Genomic DNA, 21,978 nt, shown 5'->3' on the forward strand with positions numbered 1-21,978 from the left:
AGAGCATATAAAGATAGGAAATTGAAGCTACTGAGGTCGCATTGGCGAACAGCCATTAAAACACTACAAGGCTTAATTCTGGAGCCACAAGCATGCTATTAAATTCGAGGGGATCCCTCAGCCTCAGGGCGCTTTTTGTGTTTTAGCAATAAGAAGAAAATGAAATTGCAGTAGATAGTTAAGTTAATGAGCCATGCTCAGGTATTCAATGATCAAAATCGTAAATAATATACGGTTTGTCGTATTGAATAGAATCGTTAAATAATATATTTATTTAATTAGATTTTAAAGGCTTAAGTCTCAAGTTTAAAGTGTGCTTTGGTTTTTTATCGTACGATAGTTTTTTAATTAAACATGTTTAATATTTAGCGTGGCTATTAATTAATGTAATGTGAGTATGTTAAGCGACAAGTAATTATGTGAGGCTAGCTTTATGATTGACTATTTTAATACCAATTATCCATCTGTCGAGTCGTTACGTTTAAAAGCTAAAAAACGTTTACCTCAATTTGCATTTGAATACGTAGATGGCGGATGTAATATTGAACAAGGATTAAAACGCAATACGAGCGATATTAGAAGGTTAGAGTTATTACCTTACTATCTTCGTGATTATAGTGATGTGTCAATGAAGACCACTTTATTTGGCGAAACATATGATGCTCCATTTGGTATTAGTCCAATTGGTTTACAAGGGCTTATTTGGCCAGGATCTCCTGAGATTTTGGCCAAAGCAGCTTTTGACCACAAGGTGCCATTTATTTTAAGCACAGTATCTACATCTCCAATTGAGAAAATTGCTGAAATTACAGAAGGTAAGGCTTGGTTTCAGTTATATCATCCCGTTGATGATAAAGTGACCAATGATATTTTAAAGCGTTGTAAGACTGCGGGTATCAAGACATTGGTATTACTATCTGATGTGCCTACCTTTGCTTACCGCCCTAAAGAGATAAAGAACGGTTTAGCCATGCCTCCTAAGATGACCCTGCAAAATATTTATGAGATTATTAAGTCTCCACAGTGGGCATTGTCGACGTTAACTCATGGTAAGCCGCAGTTTGAAACCTTAACGAAATATATGCCGGGCAGCATGAACATGCATCATTTGGCTATATTCATGGATAAGACTTTTAATGGCCGACTAAACATGGATAAAGTCCAACGCCTACGCGATAAGTGGGATGGCAATATGGTCATGAAAGGCTTATCTACCGTTGAAGACAGTGATAAAGCGATTGAACTTGGTTTAGATGGCATTATGGTATCAAACCACGGGGGGCGTCAGCTGGATGCGGGGCCTTCAAGTATCAGTGTCACTAGCGATATTGTCGCTAAGCATAAAGGTAAGCTCACCATTATGATGGACAGCGGTATTCGTAATGGCCCCGATATCGCACGAACCATGGCGATGGGAACTGATTTTACCTTTTTGGGGCGCACTTTCATGTATGGTGTTGGTGCACTTGGCCATAAAGGCGGTTATCACACGATTAATATGCTTAAAAAACAATTACAACAAGTCATGCAACAGTGTTGCTGTGAAAAGCCAACTGACTTCCCAAATCATCTATTAAAGAATATTTGGGAAAAATAACGTGGATAATATGGCTTAATTGAATAAAGACACTGCAGTAAACTTTTATTATTTACTGAGCATCATGGGCATGATGCTCAGCGTAATAAGCGGTGATATCATCACCGTGTCTTATCTTTATACTGATTGGTATTATTTAGCTGGGATCACTTAGCCGAGTATGCACCGCTACCGTAGTGCAATTCATAGCTGTGGCTATAAATTTCTAGAATATTTCCAAAAGGGTCTTCCATATAGATCATGCGGTATGGTTTTTCACCTGGGTAATAGTAACGTGGTGCTTTCATGCGTTTCTTACCGCCGGCCGCGACAATTTTTTCTGCTAGTGCCTCGACATTAGGATCTTGCACGCAGAAGTGAAATATCCCCGTCTTCCAGTATTCAAAGTTATTTTCAGGGTTTTGCTGGTTTTTAAACTCAAATAACTCGACCCCAATTCTGTCACCGGTTGAGAGATGGGCGATGCGAAAACGATCCCAACCTGCACCAAACACGTCGGTACACATTTCACCGATGGCTCTGTCATCTTCTACCACTTCAGAAGGCTCCATAATGATGTACCAACCTAGAACCTCGGTATAAAACTTTACTGCAGCATCTAAATCTGGCACTGAAATCCCAATATGAGAAAAGGATCTTGGGTAAGTGGTTGGTTGTTCTGCTGTGAGTGCTTGGGAAATCATGGTCATAAATACCTCGTAATCATATAGGGTTTAAAGGGGCTCCCTTTGTTGAACTAACGATACTTCAGCTAAATAAGAATTAGAAATTATCAATTTTTCTCATTATAATAATTTTATGTTATGAAAGTTGAGTGTGTTTATGTTGAATCTAAGTTGGCTGCATACTTTTAGAACATTGATCGAAGTGGGTCACTTTACTCATACAGCTGAAAAACTGTATATGACACAACCAGGTGTGAGCCAACATATAAAGAAACTTGAACATGCCTGCGGACACTCCCTGATAAAGCGTGAAAATAAAAGCTTTGAGATAACAGAGCAAGGGCAACGGGTTTATGAGTACGCCACTCAGATAGCGCGCGAGCAAACTGAATTACTTGTCAGTTTGAGTTTTGATGATCCTTATGCAGGAGAATGTAAACTCTCCTGCTCAGGATCATTAGCTTTACACCTTTACCCTAAGTTACTGGCATTACAGACTCGATATCCCAGCATCAGCATTCATCTGGAGGCTGCACCTAACGATAAAATCCTTAATGATGTTCAAAGTGGCATTATCGATATTGGTTTGGTTACTTACCTTCCTAACGCCAGTCAATTTCATGCCGAAAATGCTGGCATTGAGCCCTTATGCCTTATTTTACCGCTTCATTATCAGAACAAGTCGATCACCGTAAAACAACTTAACGATTGTGGTCTCGTTCAGCACCCAGATGCTGCGCACTATCTGAATCTGTATTTCGATCTTTGCGGTGATGCTGAACTTTCAAAGCTAAACATAGAGGAGATAACTAAGGTGAGTTATGTAAATCAACTTAGTCAGATATTACTACCAATCTCCATGGGGATTGGTTTTACCGTGCTGCCTAAAAGTGCACTTGAAGGTTTTGCTCATCGAGACAAACTGTATATTCACACACCGAGTAAACCCGTTTATGAACAAGTGTTTATGGTACATAAGAGAAACAGGCAATTAGCCAACCGTTATCAAACTATAAAAGACACCATTCATGAAAATTTGAAGATAGAGTCGAAGTAAAAAGTGGATGAACTCAATCTGAATATAAAAGAGATGTAAAAGTATTGGTAGCCAGTTTCCATACCATTTATTTATTGGTTTTTTGACGTTACTAACTCGTTGTTTAAACTAACTTTACTTTATAATGGTACGATATGTCGCCCATTTTTTTCAAATAGTTCTAACTCGTTTAAAATGTTTTTTGATTAATAAATTTTTTAAGTATTCATCTTTATGTGAATGTGAAAATATCGATATTCGTCACGGAATATTGAAAGCTTATTGTTTATGATCAATAATAGTATAATTTTTTTAAGTCGATGTTTGTTTTATGAAGATGATAATGTTGTGTCTGGCTGTAATATTAACGGGTTGTAGTTCAAGTGGCGAAGAACATCTTCAACAGCAAACCATAATGGACAAGCTAGATATACCGTCAGCATACGGTAAAAGTTGTTTTATGCAGAGTTCATTACGTAATAAATTCGAATTACTAGTGAGTCAGTATAGTAGTGGGGAATTAAGTCGTGATGAGTTTTTGACCTCTGGCGTAATATTATGTCCTAGTCAACCAGATAGAATTGTTTGGTTAAGCGAACAGATAAAAAAATCCAACCTGTAGCGCTTTTGTTAAAGTTGTTATTTATTTTGAATTGGTAATGATGTTTCTTTAAAATAACTGACGTTAAATTAAATAACAGATATATTTAATTTTAATTTGGTATGTAATTATACTAGTTATCATTTATGAGCTTAGGCTTTACCCTGTTTTATCAAATAGTGTCAGTCAATTTAATTTAATTGAACAGATGCTTCTCTTGAAGTAAGCGTTGCAGTGGTCTTCGGTTGCAAGGAGGGTTTCACACCGTAAAATTCTCCGAGCAAACGATAGTGTTAATCCAGCATCACTATTGGCGTATAATCTGAAGTATGCATGGGGTACTCGTGATTTAATGAGCCTATCTGATGCAATTTTTGCCCGCCTCTTTTGCCAAATACAATGCTTTATCCGCTTTTTTAAGCAACTCTGTTTGTTGTGACATCTGCGGGGTTTTAATGGCTAACCCTATGCTCACACTACCATTCCAGCATCCGTTGGTATTCAAATTAGTTTTACTGGCTCCAAATATAACAGACAGGGCATTCACTTTAATGTGCAGCTGTTTGGCGATATGTGTTAACCCATCCCGATCTGTATTTGGGCAAAGAATTATGAACTCGTCGCCGCCTAAACGGCAGACAATATCATCGGTGCGAACTGAATGTTGGAGTGCTTTAGCCAGCTGACACAGCACCAGATCACCAGCATCATGACCGTAGGTATCGTTAACTATCTTAAAATGGTCAGCATCTATCATCATGCAGGCGAGTGGGGATGAGCTAGTCTCTGATTTTTGCCACAACTGATTGAGTTTTTCCATGGCAAAACGGCGATTTGGAAGGTCTGTCAGCATGTCGGTCACAGACAGTTTTTCCAGATGGCTGTTTGCGTCAATAAGGTCTTGAGTACGCAGCCTGACCTTCTCCTCTAAGGTTTGATTTAGTTCAATAAGTTGTTTATTGCGTTGAGATACTTGTTTAAACAAGCCGTTCAGCGCTGTAAGTAAGGGAGCGGTAGCATTATTGGCTTGAGACTCTTCTGTATCAAATGCCTCTTCGGAGCTCATGCCTGCATCGATGGCAGCGATTTGACGGGCCATGTTCTTATCATCGCCCAAAATGTGGTAGGCGAGCCATTGAGTAAGAAAGTCCAATAGGTATTTAAGGGCTTCAGGATTGTCGATAGAGACAGAAGCTTGCATCTGTTGGACTTCATTGAGGAAGTAGCTATGGGCTTGTCTTTGTAAAACCTGATGGCGGATATCTACCTCCTTCTCGCGCATTAAGCGCTCTTCATCCTGAAAGTGTTCTTGGGTATAAAGCCATAACTCCTGCAACACCTGATTGATATCTTCGATAACAATCTTATCGCTGGCGAGCTGGTAACCAAAGCGATTGATGAGATTGACTAATTTTTTATGCTGCAGGTCGACGTCATCTATCCCGGTGACGAAGTTTCTATCCCACTGAAATGAATCCATTTTAAAATCAAAGCTCTGTCATTATTTTAATCATTAGATTCTAGGTTGAGTAAGGCGAACAGTCCTTGCTCTAGCGCACAGTTTCGTTTGTCTAGCGAGTAGATAGTTGATATGGTTTTAAAGGTCATGAATGCTATGACAGAGTTTTGATGGAAATTTCCTGCTGTGTTTGTATATAGGGTAGATTTCACGGATATGAATAAGGTAAATATTAATGAATAGCGCTACTGAGATGGAACTTGCTCAACTGAATATTGCTAAAGCGAAGGGGATGATGGATGAACCTTTGATGAAGGAATTTGTTGATAACCTAGAGTCGGTCAATGCAATGGCTGAGTCGAGTGAAGGATTTGTTTGGCGCCTAAAGGATGAAAGCGGTGATGCAACGGCAATTCAAGCTTTTGATGACCCATTGCAGTTAGTTAATATGTCTGTATGGCATTCACCTGATGCGCTTAAAGGCTTTATGTATATGACGCATCACATCAGTTTTATGAAGCGGAAAAAAGAGTGGTTTGAAAAGCTGTCTGAAGCAAATTATGTGCTTTGGTGGATCCCTAAAGGGCACATCCCCAGTATTGAAGAGGGCAAAGCACGATTAGAATATTTAAGAGAGCATGGTGAATCTGTTTATGCTTTTAGCTTTAAAAGTCGTTTTGAACCTACCGACTTAAATACTATCAAAACCGCCTGATTTTCGAATATTTAGTTTCAATGACAGCTAAGGGAATAACAAGGAATTAAAATGAGTAAAGTAATATTTCTGTTTAGTATTTTGTTCAGTGTCTTGTTCTGTGTAAACAGCTTAGCTGCTGACAATGTCTTTCATATCGATCGCTCAGTGTCTGACAATATCGATATTGAATTTGCTAATAATGATCATATTGAACCTGCAAGAAGTGATTTTAAAGTCGTCAATTATGTGGTTATGAGCAGTGAGGAGGGAGGACGTAAGGCGGTGGTGACATTGGTTAACACCTCATCTGGCAGCCGTATATTTCAATCAAATCAAGTTTATGCTCTTTTTGCTGATGGCAAGAGACGTGCTCCCAATGCTTATAAGCAAGAGTTCTCTGCTGGGGAGTTAATTTCAATGACACTCTCTTTTGGCATACGAGATCTGCCTATTCTTAGAATTTATACGCGCCAATAGTTAAGATTGAGGTATTAGATGCATCACGGTCTCAGGGTTATCTTGGCTAGTTTATCTTCTAATATGTTGACACTCATTAGGATTTTGCTTCGATAGAGATCGAATGAAAGTATTTTATAACGTATTTATTAATATGGTTTTTTTGACTTTATAATGATGTTTTAGTTTTGTAGACTAAGGCAACTCTTATAAAGGAAAAGATTCATATGGACCCCCAAGTACTCGAACCACACCTGCTCGAGATTAAAGATTTTGTTTCCTTCACCTTAGCCATTATTGCGCTTTTTATCGGTAAGGCCATTATCTCCCGTTATGAATTATTACGGAAATACAGTATCCCTGAGCCTGTCGTTGGAGGATTTGCTTGCGCCGCTATCGTTGGCGTTCTCTATTATGCTTTCGACTTGCAAATTGAGTTTAATCTGGAGGTCAGAGACATATTGCTCCTGTACTTCTTTGCGGGGATCGGGTTAAAAGCGGACTTTGCCACCTTGATAAAAGGCGGTAAACCTCTGCTCATTTTAATTGCGCTGTCGACAGTATTTATCTTCCTGCAAAACTTCATGGGAGTGAGTGTTGCTTCTCTGTTTGGATTAGATCCAAAAGCAGGATTGATGTCGGGCTCGATTTCGCTTATCGGCGGGGTAGGGACTGCAATGGCTTGGACTCCGACATTTGTTGAAGAGCTCGGTATCGCAAACGCCAGTGAGTTAGGCATAGCATCTAATACGCTAGGGTTAATCTCGGCCTGTGTAATTGGTGGTCCAATCGCAGCTTACTTGATGAAGCGTCATCATGTTAAAGCCAACCAAGATGATAGTTTAGACATTGGGGCTAGCCACAAAACGAATTCACAACACATAAGTGTTGATTACTTTGGGGTGTTAAGAGCCTGGCTTTGGTTAAATGTTACCTTGATTATTGGTTACTTCATCGATCTTGCATTGCAAGAAGCAGGGCTTAAACTTCCCATGTTTGTGGCGTGCTTATTGGCCGGTATCATCATAGGCAACAGTGGCCGAGGTTTACTGAGTCGCAAAAAAGATAAGGGTGAAGGTTACCTTAAAGATGCATCTCAGGGGTTGTCCTTGATACAAGATATCTGTCTGGGGATGTTTTTAACCATGGCTCTGATGAGTCTTAAGATATGGGAGCTTGAAGGCAGCTTACTCTATATTTCTGTGGTGATGGGTCTGCAAGTGCTGCTTTCAATCGTCTTTACCGTCTTTATCGTCTTTAGGATGATGGGCAAAGATTATGAAGCTGCAGTGATATGTTCTGGTTTTGGTGGGGTGACATTAGGCTCGACTGCCACGGCAATTGTGAATATGACGGCGGTGACTCAGCAGTATGGTGCAGCACACAGGGCTTTTATTATCGTGCCCTTAGTGTGTGGTTTCTTTATCGATATTATCAATGCCATGATCATTAACTTGTTCGCATATTTCTAATTTAATGTGTGGTTAACAGTGAATGAAAAAGGAGCTAAGGCTCCTTTTATTTGGCTATAAACGTTGTTAATCTTTATCGTCGTCGAGTTTAATAAACATAAGATCACAGGGAATATTGCGCAGAAGTGGCTCGCTGGGTGAGGCTAACATCTGCTTAATCAAACTGGATTTATGGTGACCCATAATCAATAAATCGATATGGTGCTTTTTGACGCTGTCGAGAATTTCATCGTCCACATGTCCGCTATGAAATATATGTTCATTGATCTCATAACCATGTGCCTTGATAAGCTTGTTCATCGAAGCGATAGACTCTTGCCTTAATGCTTGATCTCTTTCTTCAAAATCGACACCAAGCATACCTTCATAAGTATTAAGTATATCTAAGTCTACGTGGATCAAGCTTAGTAGGGAGTGATTTTGTTTCGCTATGTGAGCGGCTCTTTTTAATACTTTGTCACTGTCTTTGTTTAAGGCAACGGATAAAAGAATGTGTTTGTAATTCATAATAATCACCAGATGTTGACTAAGTAGGAAGTTGATTTTTGACTTGCCTTTCTAGCACCAGAGTAGATCAAATTGATGCGGGAGAACATTGAGATTATTTAACGCTGTGACTCAGTAAAATTGACTGTACATAGACGATAAATCGGAGTTGGTTAGGATTGGCAGTTTTTTAATAGGGAGTTTTGTTGGCTCCCTAGTTAGTATTGCTACCTATGTTAAGCTGGGAGCAGCTCTTCAACGATTAATTTCAGCAAAAAGGTTTCACGCTCAATAGAGAGTCCTTTTTTAGGGTTATTTGCGATTGTATGCTCATTGTGTTTAATGGCTTCATGGATATTGATCCACACTGGAACCATGCCATTTTGAATCTCATGTTGCTCTAACTTCGTTTCCCCCAGCTCTGGGTGGATGTCACAGACAAAGCAGTAAGATTCCATGTGCACGATATTGAACTCGCCTTTGTGCCAAGGGCGGAACTCTTCATATAGACCGAACTCGTTTACTATCTCAATATGCCTCGCACCGGTTTCTTCTTCAAGCTCACGAATTAATCCAGCTTCAATAGACTCCCCTTCATCTACTCCACCACCAGGAAGGCTATAGTCGTGGTAGCGCTCGGTATACAAGATTAAGATGTTTTCACCATCAAGAATAATGCCTCGTGCAGCTTTTCGAATGAAGGTTTTACCGTCGAGGGAATCGATATCTGGATGTGTGCTTGAAGCTAATAAACGCATGTGAAGATCTAATGTGAGGATGAAAGCCCAAGATTATACCTAGGTAGATTGAAAATACGAATTTGACGTTTTGCGAATAGGTTTGCAGCGATTATCCTAAACTGGGTTCAGAATTTTGCATGAAAAAGTTAAGCCATGGAAACGGAAGCATGGTTTATTTCGAGTTGTTGATAGTCAGTCATTACCTTACCTAAATCTCCGCTGCGAGAGTGTTGACTCATTCGCTGGTAGTGCAAAATGGTTTTTGCTAGGTATTGTCTATCTTCCTCGCGTTCAAAGTTCCACATTTGCGACCCCACCTTTACAAGGGGAATGTCCACATGGCTGGATAGATGCATGATTTCGTAGAAACGATTGTTCTCTTTGACTAGGCATTCTTGTATCAGGCCTAATTTCATCTCAATCAATCTTGATCGAACTTTATAGTTATGATGCACAGGGCAGAGAATAAACTCTAATGACTTGTCGCCATGGTTAGACAAGATGGTTTGCACTAACTCTACTAAGAGCTCGCCACCGACTCCAGCAATAATTATCAGGTGTGTTGCGTGCTGATTGAATTTATCCAGAGGGAGTTGTGCCACATCGATACAATGAACCAGCCATTGAGCTGACCCCGATATAACAGATGGTGTTAATGTAGTTTGAGGGGAAACAGATTGTGGAAAGAAACGCATAAGCTTGCGCTCTAACTCTGCCATCAAGTCATCCACCATATCGACAAAGTGGATGTTGGAGGCCGCATCTCTTTGCAAGAGCTTAGCGCCAAGCAAACCATGATCGCAGCAGCAATCCCAGATATGGTCATATTGACGTGTAATTAGCGTGTCGATTTGACCTAAGCGTTGGCTCAACTTCACTGACATTGTACTCTTAAAGACAGCCTGAAAAATTAAAGTACGAGTTCAATCTCTAGTTGGATATCGGTGCAATGTTTTTTACAAAACACACCGTAAGTTTTCCCTGAATCTTTTTCTTTAGGCACGACCAACTTAAGTGGCTGCTTACAGGTTTCACATAATACTGTGTTGCCTTTAAAGAGACGCTTGATTAGATTTTTTTGCTCATTAAACGACTTAGCCGTTGTTTGATTGATCATTGAAAAGTCGATTTTATTAGTCTCTGTAGTCATCATTATTCTTGGTTAGTCTCGCGATGACGGCATTATACCCAAGCTACTTTAGAATGCGAGAAATACCCAACTGCGGTTAGATACGGAACTAAGCCTGCCGAGAAGTGACACCGTACAAGCCAATAAATGACTCTTCGGTTAATGGCTATTTAGTCGATATTTCCCTGTGAACTTACAGCGGAACTATTTAGACTAATGATTCAATCATAATTAAGCACTGAATATAGGCAATAGATATATGTCTGCTGATATAAACCAAAGTTCAATTGATGGGGCTAGTGATGAGGTTAAGCTTGCCGTGGACCTCATCTATCTTCTTGAAAGTCATAATATCGACCCGCAAGTCGCATTGTCTGCACTGGAAATTGTGGCATCGGATCTTAAGGTTAAACTTTCTAAAGCCTAGTTCTGTGAGGTTTAATACAATTAAGATGTAGTGTGTCTCTGCTGAAATATTGTTCACTCTTGTACGGTCTAATTAAACAGACCCATTTTTTTGAAGTGAAGAAGTGAATCGGAGAGATTATGTGCGGCACACCTAAGACTAATATATCAGCGACGATACCCAAGACACCCTTTAGAAGTTTTATGGCGACAATGAGTTTGGCCCAACGCAAACGTTTTGCCGAAGTGGCTAACCGCGCTGAAGAGCGCCGTGAGATTAGAGAAAACTATCAACGTCAAATCACCGAAAAAGATAAATTAAACAGCCAACACCGCGCAAAGCCTAGTTTATTGGCAAAGCTAAAATCTTGGTGCGATCAAACCGTCAAGTTAATGGGGTAAACGAAGGGATTGTATTACTAGAACACTCCATTTTATGGTTTTCCTGCTCTCTTCACTGACTTTACATTTGCAATATTACACCTTATCTCGTCTGTCTCCGATAATTCGTGCTGGGTTACCTGCCATGATGGCGTAGGGAGTAACATCTTTGGTGACAATGCATCCCATGCCAATGACGGCGCAGTCACCTATGGTCACACCATCAACGATACCGGCCTGTGCGCCAATCCAAACATCCTTACCTATGGTGACACCTTTAGAGTTTGAAGCTTGCTGATAGATAGGGCTATCCGGTGCCATGCCGTGGTTGAAAGCGTAGATGGTAACGTTATTGGCAATGCGAGTTTGCGCACCGATTCTTATACCTGCGCGCCCTCCGTCCAAAGAGCAACCATGGTTTATTGCCACTTCATCACCTAGAGTGATGGGCCCGTGGAGAAAGCTGTCGGCGGCTATCATGCAGCGCGAGCCGATAATGATGTCTCGTCCGGGCTCTGCAAAGAGTTTGACTTCGGGGGCGATAAAGCAGTTTTCAGCAAATGATACCGTCTCCAGTGCCATAAACTCAGCTTGAACTTGTGCTTGCCAAGGCTCAGCCCAACTCAATAGCTTAGGTTTGAGATTAAAATAGAGCCAAGGCATATAAGAGAGACGCTTTTTATGCTGAGCTTGATAATCGGGTGTCGACAAAAATGCTCCTTTTACCCTTTGGGCCCAGCACGTAACTCGGTAACCACGATTCTGTTTTCTTGCATATGCCAGAGAATATCTAAGTCATACAGGGCAACTTGATACTCTTTAGGATCGGCCTTGGCTTTTTTATAAGCCGGACGAGGATCTTGTGCTAATACGCCGATGATGAGCTCTGCTAATCTGGGGTATTGCTCCAACTTTTCATAAGCGACCACTTGCTGATGGGCGTGTGCAGAAAACTGGACTTCGGCTAAAGCAGGCGCTTCATGGGCTATCCCGCCTTGTGCATCCGCTACGGAATCTGAAAAAGGAATATAGGGCTTAATGTCGATGACAGGAGTGCCATCGAGGAGATCCATGCCAGAAATCTCTAACGAAACTACGCCGTTCTGGTGATGGATTTTATGTAACTTCACCACTGATTGTCCGATGCCATTGGGTCTGAAGGTTGAACGGGTAGCAAACACGCCCAACTTTTCATTGCCACCAAGGCGAGGGGGTCTGACGGTGGTTTTCCATCCTTGTGACAGATTCTCATGAAAACTGAATAACAGCCATAGGTGCGAATACTGCTCTAAGCCTCTAACTGCGTCGATATGATTAAAGGGCGCTTGCAGCTCAACAAAACCACGGGCTGCGGTAACGAGTCCTGGTTGCCTTGGGATGCCAAACTTTTGCTTATAGGGAGTGCGGCACAGGGCGACAGCCTGGATTTGACTGGTAAATGTCATTTGGATTTTGCTTCTTCAATCAGGATCAGTGAGTGGTGGTATCGACAGTGTTAATGGCTTGACCGACGCAGATAGCACTGCTCACACACAGAGGTGTTTGCTCAGAAGCGAGGAAACAAGTCTTGATAATAAGACCATTTGCACCTTTATCTGCTGCAGCACGTCTGGCGATGGTACGGGCCTCTACTATGCTGGCTGGTGGATCATTTTTAGCTATCTGACAAGATTCACCTTCAACTAAACCTTTACGCTCAAAGTTGCCGCTGGGTAGGCTATTTTCATAGACAATGACATCAGATGCCTTGAAGTAATCGTTGATCGCTTCACCACTGAGATTACTGTTAAATTTGTATTCGCCGGCACATCCACTTAGGAGTATTACGAGAGCTGGGATTAACATTTTTTTCATGATTTAGGCCTGTGATCCAGATGTTTTTTGGGATTCTATCGCTTTAGGTACTTTTGATAAAGCTGTTGTTGTCGATTATTTAAATCCACTTTTCTGCCATCGATATACACCTGTTCTATTTTTGTCATCATGGGATCCAATATGTCGCCAGTGGATATGACCAAGTTTGCAGCATAGCCCGCTGCAATCGCGCCCATCATATCAGCGCCAATGATTCTAGCTGCATCGAGAGTGATGCTTTTCAACGCTTCCTCTTTGCTCAACCCATAAGCAACCGTTTGCCCAGCGGCTAAAGGTAAGTTACGGCTGTTCCAGTCAGAAGAGAAGCCCAGTGCGAAGGGAATTTGAGCTTGTTTAAGCAGAGCAGGGATCTTAAAACTCAGCTCTATGGGTTCGTCATTTCTCATGGGAAGGCTGAGGGTCTTGGTGTAGATCACCTGCGCGCCTATTTCATTGAGCTGCTCACCGAGGCGCCAAGCATCATACCCGCCGACGATCACTAACTTAAACTGATACTGTTTCGCCAGAGATACCGCCTCTTCTATCTGTTTTTGCCCATTTGCATGAACAAAGAGTTTAGCTTGACCTCGATATAGCGGTAGCAATGCTTGCCAGCGAATATCCTGTGTGGATATTTTGTTGGCATTACTGGCTAGAAAATAGCGATAGCCGTCAGAGAAGATGCGATCGATCTGCGTTAAGCTACTTTGGTATTTTTCCAGTGTCTTTTTACGCTTATCTTTATCTTCGGGCAGTGCTTCCTGATGCGGCCAATAGAGGTGAAAAGCCAATGTAGACGGTACAACTGCATCCTCTATTGTCCAGCTGTCGAGTGAAACAAGTGCTGACTGGCCGGCTAAACGTTCCCCTTGAGGAACAACTTGAGCATGGGTAATACCATTGACTCTAACCGTGGGAATAATTTCAGAATCTGGATTAAAGGCATCTATCGCTTCAAGCTGCGGGTTGCTTAAGCCTATCTCATAGCTGTCATTACTGGGGCGCATCATCTCAACTTCAATTAATCCCATACTGGTATCGAGCGCGATGAGACCCGGGTAAATATGTTTATTGGTGACGTCGACAATCACTGCATCCGGTGCGGTTAAATCCGAGCCTATGCTTTTAATGACGCCATCTTGAATTAACAGATCGGTATTGAGCTTCACTCCGTCGGTAACGGTATGCAAGGTGGCATTTTTAAAGAGGATGCTGGCAGCTTGAGCTGGTGCGGGCACCATATCATGGGCTAGCACGGCGGTTGATAATAGGGATAATTGCGCCAGTATTGCGATAGCAAAGGCGTTAGGTCGGTTTGATCTTCTCATTATATCTCTCCTCCCTGACGCGAGTGTTGCCACGCATCATACTGAGTATCGCAGTGCCATTCAGGCTCTCTTATTTCATCAACAACTTCTCCGGGAGGCTGTGGGTTGTCGCTGTTTTGGCTGATTAGGATTTTTTGAATCAATGCGGCTCTCTCTTCGTTCACTTTTTGCAGCATCTGTTTGTCGACTCTACGATCAAAATAGCGTTTGCCTTCAATCCAAGTAGATTCAACCTTGGCGTATACAGACAGGGGAGAGTGATCCCAAAGTACGATGTCAGCCTGTTTCCCTTTGGTAATAGACCCTAACTCCTCATCGATACCTAACTGAATTGCAGGATTAATAGTGATCATGTTCCACGCGTTTTCTGGTGACATGTCGCAGTACATAATCGATTTTGCTGCTTCTTGATTTAGACGTCTTTGCATCTCATAGTCATCGGAATTGATGCTGGTTAACACGCCACTATCTTGCATCAAACAGGTATTTTGTGGGATGGCATCGTAAACCTCGAACTTATATGCCCACCAATCAGAAAAGGTCGATGCGGATGCTCCGTGTGCGGCCATCTCATCAGCAACTTTGTAGCCCTCGAGAATGTGAGTGAAGGTGCCAACTTTAAATTTGTATGCTTCAGCTAGGCGTAGAAACATTAAAATCTCCGATTGTACATATGAATGAATATGCACTTCGCGTTTTTGCTCTAGCACTTCGACGATGGCATCTAAACGGTAGTTCGGTTGCGGTGCCACTTGGCGACGTTTTTCACTTCTCCTGAGCTTTTGATAATCATCTAGCGCTTGCTGATAGGCTTGGGCTTCATTAAAGGCTTCGGTGAACAGTGACTTCACTCCCATTCGACTCTGTGGGAAACGTCTGGTGAAGTTGTCTCCCCAGTTACTCTGTTTGACGTTTTCACCTAAGGCAAATTTGATACTTGCAGGTGCGGGAGTGTATTTTAGCGCTGTTGCATTCTCACCCCATTTCATCTGAATGACTTGTGCCTGCCCGCCAATGGGGTTGGCACTGCCGTGTAGTAATTGGGCTGTGGTCACTCCGCCAGCAAGTGCTCGATAAATTGCGATATCGTCAGGATTGATGATGTCACCAATGCGCACCTCTGAGGTGATGGCATCTGTGCCTTCATTGGTGCCGCCATTAATGGCGATATGTGAATGCTCATCAATGATCCCTGCTGTGATATGTTTGCCGGTTGCATCGATAAATTGATAGCCGGATGGGGTGGAAAGCTGTTGGCCTATACGCTCTATCTCTCCATGTGAAATGAGCAGATCACTTTGTTCGAGAATCCCTTGCTTGTCAGAAGTCCAGATAGTGGCATTACTGATGTGCAGTTTTTCCGACTTAAATGCTGCCTCCCTTCCATAAGCAACATTCGGTTGGGTTAATGTCGAGACATATTCTACTGCGGGTTTGGGCTCGGCGATGAGTATAGGGATAACTTGCTTTGTGGGGAGTCCAGCTATTGTTGTGACGGTATTATGCTTATCGAGCATGCGCCCATGTATACCTTGTTCATCAAACCACAAAGTAAAACGATTGATTCCATCAAAGCCTGCCTGACTCATCTCGGCGTTGAAGGTTAATCTACTGCCATGATAGTTAATATTAAACAGGGAAATCTGTTGTTCACCGCTGGTGAGAAAACCGGTCAATTGATCTTTATCTGTTTTATCTAATTCAAGATCAAGTGTGAGTTCACCGACTTGAAGTTGAAATATTTGATCGAGTAAATTGGTATTTCGATCAATGAGCTGTTTTTCATCTCCCTGTAGCCAAACGCTGTGGATCTCCCCCTCCTGAAATATATTTCCTTTGGTAATAACAAGGTCAGCCATAAACCCAGCCTTTAATCGACCGCTTATCTCACCAATCCCTGCAATTTCCGCGGCATCAGTGGTGAGGGCAGCTAAAGCCGCTTCTTCACTCAAACCTGAGTTGATGGCTTGCCTAAGTCGTGGCCAAAAAAGTTTGGCATCAATTCCGTGTTGGGTTAAAGCGAAGGGGATCTTCGCATCCTAGACGCTTTTGAGGTTACCCGGAGCTCGTTCCCAGTGGCGCATTCTGGCTAAACTGACTTCTCTTTCAATGTCATTGTCGCCTATTTTGGGGGATGCTGGGAAGTTTAGCGGGAGAATTAAGCCATAGGGGAAGGTTTTTAATTCATTTATACGGGCGTACTCTTTGCCATTTCCAAGTAAGTGAGCTGTTAGTTTATGCTCACTTAACATTTGTGCTGCTCTGAGTTGATTGTTTAAGTTACGAGCATCGAAAATGATAGTTTCATTCTTTATGTCACTTAATTTAGCAAAAGCACTATTAAATTCGACAAGGGTATTTTGAGGTTTAGAAAATGATTTACTTTTATTCTCACTATACCAATTCGCATCGGACAAGGTCTGGCGAATAAGGGCCATACTTCCCATTAGGGACTCGGGGTAATCTTGTGGTGAGCTGCCTTTGTCAAATGCCATAAAATGATTCGTTTTGGCTTGGTATATAATCTCATTTGCATACTTATCCGCCAGAGATAATGTCACTCCACGTCCACGGAATATGCCATCTAGATTGCTTGACTGTACGCTGGTAAAGCCATTTTCAACCCAATCAAGTGCTTTCTCTTTATTAGGATAAACAAAGTTAAACCACTCTTTTTCTGAATGAATAGCGCCATTTTCTGCATTACCACCTATTCGTTTGATTTCATAAACCGGAGACTGGTTCTCTGTTTTAGGGGGGGCAAAATCTATAGCGTAATCAGTAAAGGGATCAGTAAAGCCTGGATAGATAGTGTAACCATTTAAATTGATAACATAGGCATGTTCAGGAACCTTGTTATTTTTCACAATACCAATAATCTTATTCTTTTCGATTAGTAGCGTGGCATTTTCAATACGCTCACCAGGTTGCACCATCAAGGTTGCGTGGGTTAATGCAGTGATTTTTGGCGTGTTATCAGTAAGTTGGTCGTTTGCGTTTGTGTTGCTAGTGTATGCCAAGGTGAATGCAGTAATTATTATTATCGGTTTTATATTGTTATGCATTTGAAGGGTGAAATAAGGTTACTAAGACATAGGTAGAGATTATCTTAATCTTTATGTGAACACCAAATAATAAATGTTTCATTTGCGCTTGAATTTTATAACGTTCAGTTACAAAAAAACCGGCCTTAGCCGGTTTTTTATTTAACTTGATAATAAAAGCTTAGATTAGGAAGGCATCCATGTTACGGCCTTTATCAAGTTCATTTTTAAATACTGTAGGCATACGCCCTTGACCAGTCCAAGTTACTGTCTCGCCATTGACATCGACAATAGTATATTTAGCTGGACGTGGTGCACGCTTTTTAGGAGCTGCTTTCACTGCTGTAGAACCTAGGTCATCAATTGACAGTCCAACAGCTTCCATTTGTTTGCGGATCTCATCAATCTTAGCATTGCGCTCTGCCATTGCTGCTGTTTCTGCTTCAGCTTGAGATGCTCTTTCTGTGATGATTTTTTCTAGTTTAGTAGCTAATTCATTTAACTCTTCAACAGATAGTTCTTTTACAGCAGCCTTAAAACGTCGGCCGTGAGTTAGTATTTCAAGAAAATCGCTCATAATAATATTGGTCCAATTAATAGAAGTGAAGTAAAAATATATTTGATAGCTAATAATAGGAATTAATACCGCTAGGATCAAATAAAATTTGATATTAATTAGTATATATACAGATATAAGCCATAAAACTGTATTTTTTATTATTAAGATGAAAAAAATGTAACATATTTCGTCACGTAATCTAAAGAAAAACAAACGCACGTTTGAAGTGTTATTGACGTTAACGTCAACAGCACGTAAAGTAAACCTACTTAGTTATAGGTGATAACCTATATTCAACTCCGCTAAAATATGACGTAAGTAAGGAATCCCTATGAAAGTATTGGTGCCTGTTAAGCGTGTCGTTGATGCAAATGTAAAGGTCAGAGTGAAGGCTGACAATACTGGTGTCGACGTTGCAAACTTGAAGATGGCGATTAACCCTTTTTGTGAGATCGCTGTTGAAGAAGCGGTTCGTTTGAAGGAGGCCGGAATCGCTTCTGAAGTGGTTGTGGTTACTATAGGGCCTAAAGCCTCTCAGGAGCAGCTTCGTACAGCAATGGCACTTGGCGCAGACCGAGGCATTCATATTGAAACCGATGAGGAGCTTGTGCCTCTCTCGATTGCTAAGTTACTTCATAGCGTGCAGGAAAAAGAGCAAGCACAACTTATTTTACTTGGTAAGCAGTCGATTGACGGTGACAACAATCAAACCGGTCAAATGCTAGCTGCATTAGCTAAGATGCCTCAGGCAACGTTTGCATCAGAAGTGAAAATCGAAGGGGATGCCTTAACGGTAACTCGCGAAATTGATGGCGGGCTACAGAGTGTCAGTATGTCACTGCCTGCAGTTGTCACTGTTGATTTACGTCTGAACGAGCCTCGTTACGCTAAACTCCCAAACATCATGAAAGCCAAGCGTAAGCCGTTAGAGACATTCTCTATCGACGATTTAGGCGTTAGCTTGAAATCACATCAAAACATTGTGAAAGTCTCTCCTCCATCTCAGCGTAAAGCGGGTGTGATGGTGGCGTCAGTGGCTGAGCTGGTTGAAAAGTTGAAAAATGAAGCGAAGGTGATCTAATGGCGATTTTAGTATTAGCAGAACATGATAATGCCAGTTTAAAACTGGATACAGCCAAAGTTGTTGCCTGTGCACAGGCAATTGGCGGTGATGTCGATGTCTTAGTGGCAGGCCATGATTGTGTAGCTGTAGTTGAAGCAGCGCAAAAGCTTACAGGTGTTAGACAAGTGCTGGTTGCAGATAATGCTGCCTACGTTAATCATTTACCTGACAATTTATCTGAACTTATTCTCGATGTTGCTTCTGACTATGAGCACATTCTTGCGGCGGCTTCTAGCCAAGGTAAAGACACATTACCAAGAGTATCGGCGCTATTAGATGTAGCACAACTTTCTGAAGTAATTGAAGTGGTGAGTGCAGATACTTTCATTCGTCCAATCTATGCGGGCAATGCCTTAGCGACAGTGCAGAGCTTGGATGATAAGAAAGTCATGACGGTTCGTACCAGTGCATTTGATGCCGTGGGTAACGATGGTGCTGCAGCGGCAGTTGCAATTGAGAAAGTTGCGGATTCGTTGTCACAGTTTATCTCTCAAAGTCTGACTAAATCTGCGCGTCCTGAACTTGGCGCAGCCTCTATTGTCGTGTCTGGTGGTCGTGGACTCGGCAGTGGTGAAAACTTTGCCATTCTTGAGCAGCTTGCCGATAAGCTCGGCGGCGCATTAGGGGCTTCTCGTGCGGCAGTTGACGCTGGATTTGTGCCTAACGATCTGCAGGTGGGTCAAACCGGTAAGATTGTTGCTCCAGACTTGTACATTGCTGTCGGTATCTCAGGTGCGATTCAGCACTTGGCAGGGATGAAGGATTCTAAGGTTATCGTTGCGATTAACAAAGATCCTGAAGCGCCTATTTTCCAGGTTGCTGATTATGGGTTGGAAGCTGATCTGTTTGAGGCAGTGCCTCAGCTGACTGAGTCAGTATAAATAATACTCAATTGTATATTTGGTGTGAACCTAACGTAGCGGTAGTTTTAATTTTAACTAAATGAACGTGATATTGGTCACAATAAGCGGCTTTGGGGTAGAATCCCCAAAGCCGCTTATGTTTTTATAGCCTTCACGTTTTTTGAAGCCATTTCAAATTACGTCCTGAGAAGTAGAGGTGCATTAAATATCAGTAGTGATAGCCAGGGTGATTCCGCTTATCTATCATGAAAGGATTTGATGCCGAAGTAGTAAATGCACATCACGGCTTACTGCTGGGGCTGCCATCGAATAGGTGCAGCACTGCCATAGTATTTCTTATCTTGACGATAAGAAGATTTATACCTTTTAACATATGGTATTACTATGGAGCGCTACTGATAGGACAGGTGTATCCGATGTGTATTGATAAAATACATCTCTAGCTATTCCCACCAGTTCAGTCGGCCTCCATTCGTACTTAAACGAAGATTAAAAAATAAATGATAACTTTAAGTTACGCCGATTCGGCTCTATCTTTGCTACCTCCTGTGGTTGCAATTATTCTGGCAATAGTGACGCGCCGTGTGCTGCTCTCTTTGGGAGTGGGCATTGTGATTGGTGCTGTGTTGATTTCAGATTTTTCTGCCGTCAATTCAGGCCAGTACTTAACTCAGCAAGTGACAGGGCTTTTTTGGGCCGATGGCGCACTCAATAGCTGGAACCTCTATTTGTTAGGTTTCCTTGTTGTATTGGGCATGATCACCGCGCTTATTACGGTCAGTGGTGCCGCTAAAGCATTTGCCGACTGGGCAAGAACCAAGATACGCAATAAACGTGATGCCAAGCTACTGACCATGTTCTTAGGTTGCGTTGTCTTTATTGATGATTACTTTAACAGTTTGGTTGTCGGCAGTGTCGCGAGACCTTTGACTGACAGATATTACATCTCCCGCTGTAAACTTGCCTATCTGCTTGATTCAACCGCAGCGCCCATTTGTGTTATCTCTCCTGTTTCGAGTTGGGGCGCATATATTATCGCCTTAATCGGTGGCATCTTAACGGCTCATGGCTTTGCTGATTCTGGTCATTTGAGTGTGTTTATTCAGATGATCCCGATGAACTTCTATGCAATTTTTGCTCTGCTATTGCTGCTTTGTGTCTCTTTTATGGGACTCGATATTGGCCCAATGCGCCAACAAGAGCTTAATGCGCAAAAAGGTCATCTATATGATGAGTCTAAAGGTTTACCACCTGGAGCTAACTCAGATCTGCCTGAAGCGGATAATGGTAAAATCTTAGGCTTGTTCCTACCGATTTCCGTACTTGTATGTGCCACCTTATATTTCATGGTCACGAGTGGCGGAGATGTGTTGGCCACTAAAGGACTCGAGTTTTCACTGATTGGTGCGTTTGAAAACACCGATGTGGCTTCTTCTCTTTTCTTCGGCGCCGCAATTGGTTTCGCTGCAACGTTAATTTTAGTGATTAGCCAAGGGTTAGATAAGTCATACATTCTCAAAGGGATCATCACTGGCGCACGCTCTATGCTGCCTGCTATCTATATCCTGTTGTTCGCTTGGACAATTGCAGGTGTGATAGGCCAGATGGAAACAGGTAAGTACATGGCGAGTCTAGCGACAGGTAATATTCCGTTTGCTCTGCTTCCTGCTGTCTTGTTTGTCCTCGCTGGTTTCACGGCGTTCTCTACAGGCACAAGCTGGGGTACGTTTGGTATCATGTTACCTATTGCTGCCGATATGGCCATGGGGACTCACACGAATATGATGTTGCCTATGCTTGCATCAGTGCTTGCTGGCGCAGTATTTGGGGACCATTGTTCACCTATCTCTGATACGACAATCCTATCGTCAACTGGGGCTAACTGTCATCACATGGACCATGTCACGACGCAGTTGCCTTATGCACTTATCGTTGCAGTGATTAGCTTGGTGGGTTATACGGTTTTAGGCTTTACTGAATCGATACTTGCAGGATTTATCACGTGTAGTGTGCTGTTCGTGATAGCGGTTATTGGACTAAAGATTAAGGTTAATCGCAGAGCGGTTTAATTATTCTTAAAAAA

Annotated in this window: 21 protein-coding genes, 1 pseudogene and 1 riboswitch; of the genes and pseudogenes, 10 read left to right on the forward strand and 12 right to left on the reverse strand. The window is 42.0% G+C overall.

The window, feature by feature from the left end; translation table 11 throughout:
* Positions 1-433 precede the first annotated feature (433 nt).
* Positions 434-1,597, forward strand: coding sequence for an alpha-hydroxy acid oxidase (locus FN961_RS23705; protein ID WP_144042624.1), 1,164 nt, complete (start codon positions 434-436; stop codon positions 1,595-1,597).
* A gap of 146 nt (positions 1,598-1,743) precedes the next feature.
* Here the strand turns inward: FN961_RS23705 and FN961_RS23710 are convergent, their stop codons facing one another.
* The gene (locus tag FN961_RS23710) at positions 1,744-2,286 is read right to left on the reverse strand and encodes a lactoylglutathione lyase family protein (protein ID WP_144042625.1); all 543 of its coding nucleotides are present in this window, start codon (positions 2,284-2,286) and stop codon (positions 1,744-1,746) included.
* A gap of 133 nt (positions 2,287-2,419) precedes the next feature.
* Between FN961_RS23710 and FN961_RS23715 the strand changes: the two genes are divergently transcribed.
* Complete coding sequence (locus tag FN961_RS23715; protein ID WP_144042626.1) at positions 2,420-3,319, forward strand: LysR family transcriptional regulator; 900 nt, start codon at positions 2,420-2,422, stop codon at positions 3,317-3,319.
* A gap of 938 nt (positions 3,320-4,257) precedes the next feature.
* Here FN961_RS23715 and FN961_RS23720 read toward each other — a convergent pair.
* On the reverse strand, positions 4,258-5,379 hold the full coding sequence (locus FN961_RS23720) for a GGDEF domain-containing protein (protein WP_144042627.1): 1,122 nt from the start codon (positions 5,377-5,379) through the stop codon (positions 4,258-4,260).
* 232 nt (positions 5,380-5,611) lie between these two features.
* Here FN961_RS23720 and FN961_RS23725 point away from each other — a divergent pair, with 232 nt between their 5' ends.
* The 3 genes from FN961_RS23725 (at position 5,612) to gltS (ending at position 7,983) form a co-directional block, all read left to right on the forward strand.
* Entirely contained in the window at positions 5,612-6,073 is a 462-nt protein-coding gene (locus FN961_RS23725) for a DUF3291 domain-containing protein (RefSeq protein ID WP_144042655.1), read from the forward strand.
* Positions 6,074-6,124: 51 nt separating this feature from the next.
* Positions 6,125-6,532: a hypothetical protein gene (locus tag FN961_RS23730; protein ID WP_229814802.1), complete on the forward strand. Its 408-nt coding sequence runs from the start codon at positions 6,125-6,127 to the stop codon at positions 6,530-6,532.
* Between the two features lie 206 nt (positions 6,533-6,738).
* Positions 6,739-7,983 (forward strand): sodium/glutamate symporter, encoded by a 1,245-nt coding sequence (gene gltS / locus FN961_RS23735; RefSeq protein WP_144042628.1) that lies wholly within the window; start codon positions 6,739-6,741, stop codon positions 7,981-7,983.
* A 66-nt stretch (positions 7,984-8,049) separates the two neighbouring features.
* Here gltS and FN961_RS23740 read toward each other — a convergent pair whose 3' ends face one another.
* The 4 genes from FN961_RS23740 to FN961_RS23755 all read right to left on the reverse strand — a co-directional run bounded on the left by FN961_RS23740 (position 8,050) and on the right by FN961_RS23755 (position 10,359).
* A complete protein-coding gene (locus FN961_RS23740) occupies positions 8,050-8,490 on the reverse strand; it encodes a universal stress protein (protein WP_144042629.1) in 441 nt (146 codons plus the stop codon).
* Positions 8,491-8,705: 215 nt separating this feature from the next.
* Positions 8,706-9,227, reverse strand: a complete 522-nt coding sequence (locus FN961_RS23745; protein WP_144042630.1) for an NUDIX hydrolase — start codon at positions 9,225-9,227, stop codon at positions 8,706-8,708.
* Positions 9,228-9,355: 128 nt separating this feature from the next.
* Complete coding sequence (locus tag FN961_RS23750) at positions 9,356-10,093, reverse strand: tRNA (adenine(22)-N(1))-methyltransferase TrmK (RefSeq protein WP_308426239.1); 738 nt, start codon at positions 10,091-10,093, stop codon at positions 9,356-9,358.
* A gap of 26 nt (positions 10,094-10,119) precedes the next feature.
* Complete coding sequence (locus FN961_RS23755; RefSeq protein ID WP_144042631.1) at positions 10,120-10,359, reverse strand: hypothetical protein; 240 nt, start codon at positions 10,357-10,359, stop codon at positions 10,120-10,122.
* Positions 10,360-10,597: 238 nt separating this feature from the next.
* Between FN961_RS23755 and rsmS the strand changes: the two genes are divergently transcribed.
* Both rsmS and FN961_RS23765 read left to right on the forward strand, forming a co-directional pair.
* A complete protein-coding gene (gene rsmS, locus FN961_RS23760; protein ID WP_144042632.1) occupies positions 10,598-10,765 on the forward strand; it encodes a pleiotropic regulatory protein RsmS in 168 nt (55 codons plus the stop codon).
* A gap of 182 nt (positions 10,766-10,947) precedes the next feature.
* Positions 10,948-11,145 (forward strand): hypothetical protein, encoded by a 198-nt coding sequence (locus tag FN961_RS23765; RefSeq protein WP_144042633.1) that lies wholly within the window; start codon positions 10,948-10,950, stop codon positions 11,143-11,145.
* Positions 11,146-11,220: 75 nt separating this feature from the next.
* Here FN961_RS23765 and FN961_RS23770 read toward each other — a convergent pair whose 3' ends face one another.
* The 6 genes and pseudogenes from FN961_RS23770 to FN961_RS23795 form a co-directional block, all read right to left on the reverse strand.
* Positions 11,221-11,787 carry an acyltransferase gene (locus tag FN961_RS23770; RefSeq protein ID WP_144042658.1) on the reverse strand — a complete coding sequence of 189 codons (567 nt, stop codon included), beginning with the start codon at positions 11,785-11,787 and terminating at the stop codon, positions 11,221-11,223.
* Between the two features lie 59 nt (positions 11,788-11,846).
* Positions 11,847-12,569 carry a tRNA (N6-threonylcarbamoyladenosine(37)-N6)-methyltransferase TrmO gene (gene tsaA / locus FN961_RS23775; protein ID WP_144042634.1) on the reverse strand — a complete coding sequence of 241 codons (723 nt, stop codon included), beginning with the start codon at positions 12,567-12,569 and terminating at the stop codon, positions 11,847-11,849.
* Between the two features lie 25 nt (positions 12,570-12,594).
* A complete protein-coding gene (rcsF, locus tag FN961_RS23780; RefSeq protein ID WP_144042635.1) occupies positions 12,595-12,978 on the reverse strand; it encodes an Rcs stress response system protein RcsF in 384 nt (127 codons plus the stop codon).
* A 35-nt stretch (positions 12,979-13,013) separates the two neighbouring features.
* Entirely contained in the window at positions 13,014-14,306 is a 1,293-nt protein-coding gene (locus tag FN961_RS23785; protein WP_144042636.1) for an amidohydrolase family protein, read from the reverse strand.
* Positions 14,306-17,371 (reverse strand): annotated as a pseudogene (locus tag FN961_RS23790) (amidohydrolase family protein). The gene FN961_RS23785 and the pseudogene FN961_RS23790 overlap by 1 nt, the downstream one beginning before the upstream one ends.
* A gap of 160 nt (positions 17,372-17,531) precedes the next feature.
* Positions 17,532-17,927 carry an H-NS histone family protein gene (locus tag FN961_RS23795; protein WP_144042637.1) on the reverse strand — a complete coding sequence of 132 codons (396 nt, stop codon included), beginning with the start codon at positions 17,925-17,927 and terminating at the stop codon, positions 17,532-17,534.
* Positions 17,928-18,240: 313 nt separating this feature from the next.
* On the opposite strand from FN961_RS23795, the gene FN961_RS23800 reads away from it, so the two are divergent.
* The 3 genes from FN961_RS23800 to FN961_RS23810 all read left to right on the forward strand — a co-directional run bounded on the left by FN961_RS23800 (position 18,241) and on the right by FN961_RS23810 (position 21,964).
* A complete protein-coding gene (locus FN961_RS23800; protein WP_144042638.1) occupies positions 18,241-18,990 on the forward strand; it encodes an electron transfer flavoprotein subunit beta/FixA family protein in 750 nt (249 codons plus the stop codon).
* The gene (locus FN961_RS23805; protein WP_144042639.1) at positions 18,990-19,913 is read left to right on the forward strand and encodes an electron transfer flavoprotein subunit alpha/FixB family protein; all 924 of its coding nucleotides are present in this window, start codon (positions 18,990-18,992) and stop codon (positions 19,911-19,913) included. The genes FN961_RS23800 and FN961_RS23805 overlap by 1 nt, the downstream gene beginning before the upstream one ends.
* A 165-nt stretch (positions 19,914-20,078) precedes the next feature.
* A riboswitch (Lysine riboswitch) is annotated at positions 20,079-20,298 on the forward strand.
* 97 nt (positions 20,299-20,395) lie between these two features.
* The gene (locus FN961_RS23810) at positions 20,396-21,964 is read left to right on the forward strand and encodes a Na+/H+ antiporter NhaC family protein (protein WP_144042640.1); all 1,569 of its coding nucleotides are present in this window, start codon (positions 20,396-20,398) and stop codon (positions 21,962-21,964) included.
* Positions 21,965-21,978: the final 14 nt, after the last annotated feature.

It is taken from the genome of Shewanella hanedai, assembly GCF_007197645.1.
In the GTDB taxonomy this organism is placed as follows: Bacteria; Pseudomonadota; Gammaproteobacteria; order Enterobacterales; family Shewanellaceae; genus Shewanella; species Shewanella hanedai.

Coding starts and splice junctions, on each gene's coding strand:
- rsmS (WP_144042632.1), top strand. CDS start 10,598: ATGTCTGCTGATATAAACCAAAGTTCAATTGATGGGGCTAGTGATGAG.
- FN961_RS23750 (WP_308426239.1), bottom strand. CDS start 10,093: ATGTCAGTGAAGTTGAGCCAACGCTTAGGTCAAATCGACACGCTAATT.
- tsaA (WP_144042634.1), bottom strand. CDS start 12,569: ATGACATTTACCAGTCAAATCCAGGCTGTCGCCCTGTGCCGCACTCCC.
- FN961_RS23725 (WP_144042655.1), top strand. CDS start 5,612: ATGGAACTTGCTCAACTGAATATTGCTAAAGCGAAGGGGATGATGGAT.
- FN961_RS23770 (WP_144042658.1), bottom strand. CDS start 11,787: ATGCCTTGGCTCTATTTTAATCTCAAACCTAAGCTATTGAGTTGGGCT.
- FN961_RS23705 (WP_144042624.1), top strand. CDS start 434: ATGATTGACTATTTTAATACCAATTATCCATCTGTCGAGTCGTTACGT.
- FN961_RS23710 (WP_144042625.1), bottom strand. CDS start 2,286: ATGACCATGATTTCCCAAGCACTCACAGCAGAACAACCAACCACTTAC.
- FN961_RS23720 (WP_144042627.1), bottom strand. CDS start 5,379: ATGGATTCATTTCAGTGGGATAGAAACTTCGTCACCGGGATAGATGAC.
- FN961_RS23755 (WP_144042631.1), bottom strand. CDS start 10,359: ATGACTACAGAGACTAATAAAATCGACTTTTCAATGATCAATCAAACA.
- FN961_RS23715 (WP_144042626.1), top strand. CDS start 2,420: ATGTTGAATCTAAGTTGGCTGCATACTTTTAGAACATTGATCGAAGTG.
- gltS (WP_144042628.1), top strand. CDS start 6,739: ATGGACCCCCAAGTACTCGAACCACACCTGCTCGAGATTAAAGATTTT.
- FN961_RS23795 (WP_144042637.1), bottom strand. CDS start 17,927: ATGAGCGATTTTCTTGAAATACTAACTCACGGCCGACGTTTTAAGGCT.
- FN961_RS23765 (WP_144042633.1), top strand. CDS start 10,948: ATGGCGACAATGAGTTTGGCCCAACGCAAACGTTTTGCCGAAGTGGCT.
- FN961_RS23785 (WP_144042636.1), bottom strand. CDS start 14,306: ATGAGAAGATCAAACCGACCTAACGCCTTTGCTATCGCAATACTGGCG.
- FN961_RS23805 (WP_144042639.1), top strand. CDS start 18,990: ATGGCGATTTTAGTATTAGCAGAACATGATAATGCCAGTTTAAAACTG.
- rcsF (WP_144042635.1), bottom strand. CDS start 12,978: ATGAAAAAAATGTTAATCCCAGCTCTCGTAATACTCCTAAGTGGATGT.
- FN961_RS23810 (WP_144042640.1), top strand. CDS start 20,396: ATGATAACTTTAAGTTACGCCGATTCGGCTCTATCTTTGCTACCTCCT.
- FN961_RS23730 (WP_229814802.1), top strand. CDS start 6,125: ATGAGTAAAGTAATATTTCTGTTTAGTATTTTGTTCAGTGTCTTGTTC.
- FN961_RS23745 (WP_144042630.1), bottom strand. CDS start 9,227: ATGCGTTTATTAGCTTCAAGCACACATCCAGATATCGATTCCCTCGAC.
- FN961_RS23740 (WP_144042629.1), bottom strand. CDS start 8,490: ATGAATTACAAACACATTCTTTTATCCGTTGCCTTAAACAAAGACAGT.
- FN961_RS23800 (WP_144042638.1), top strand. CDS start 18,241: ATGAAAGTATTGGTGCCTGTTAAGCGTGTCGTTGATGCAAATGTAAAG.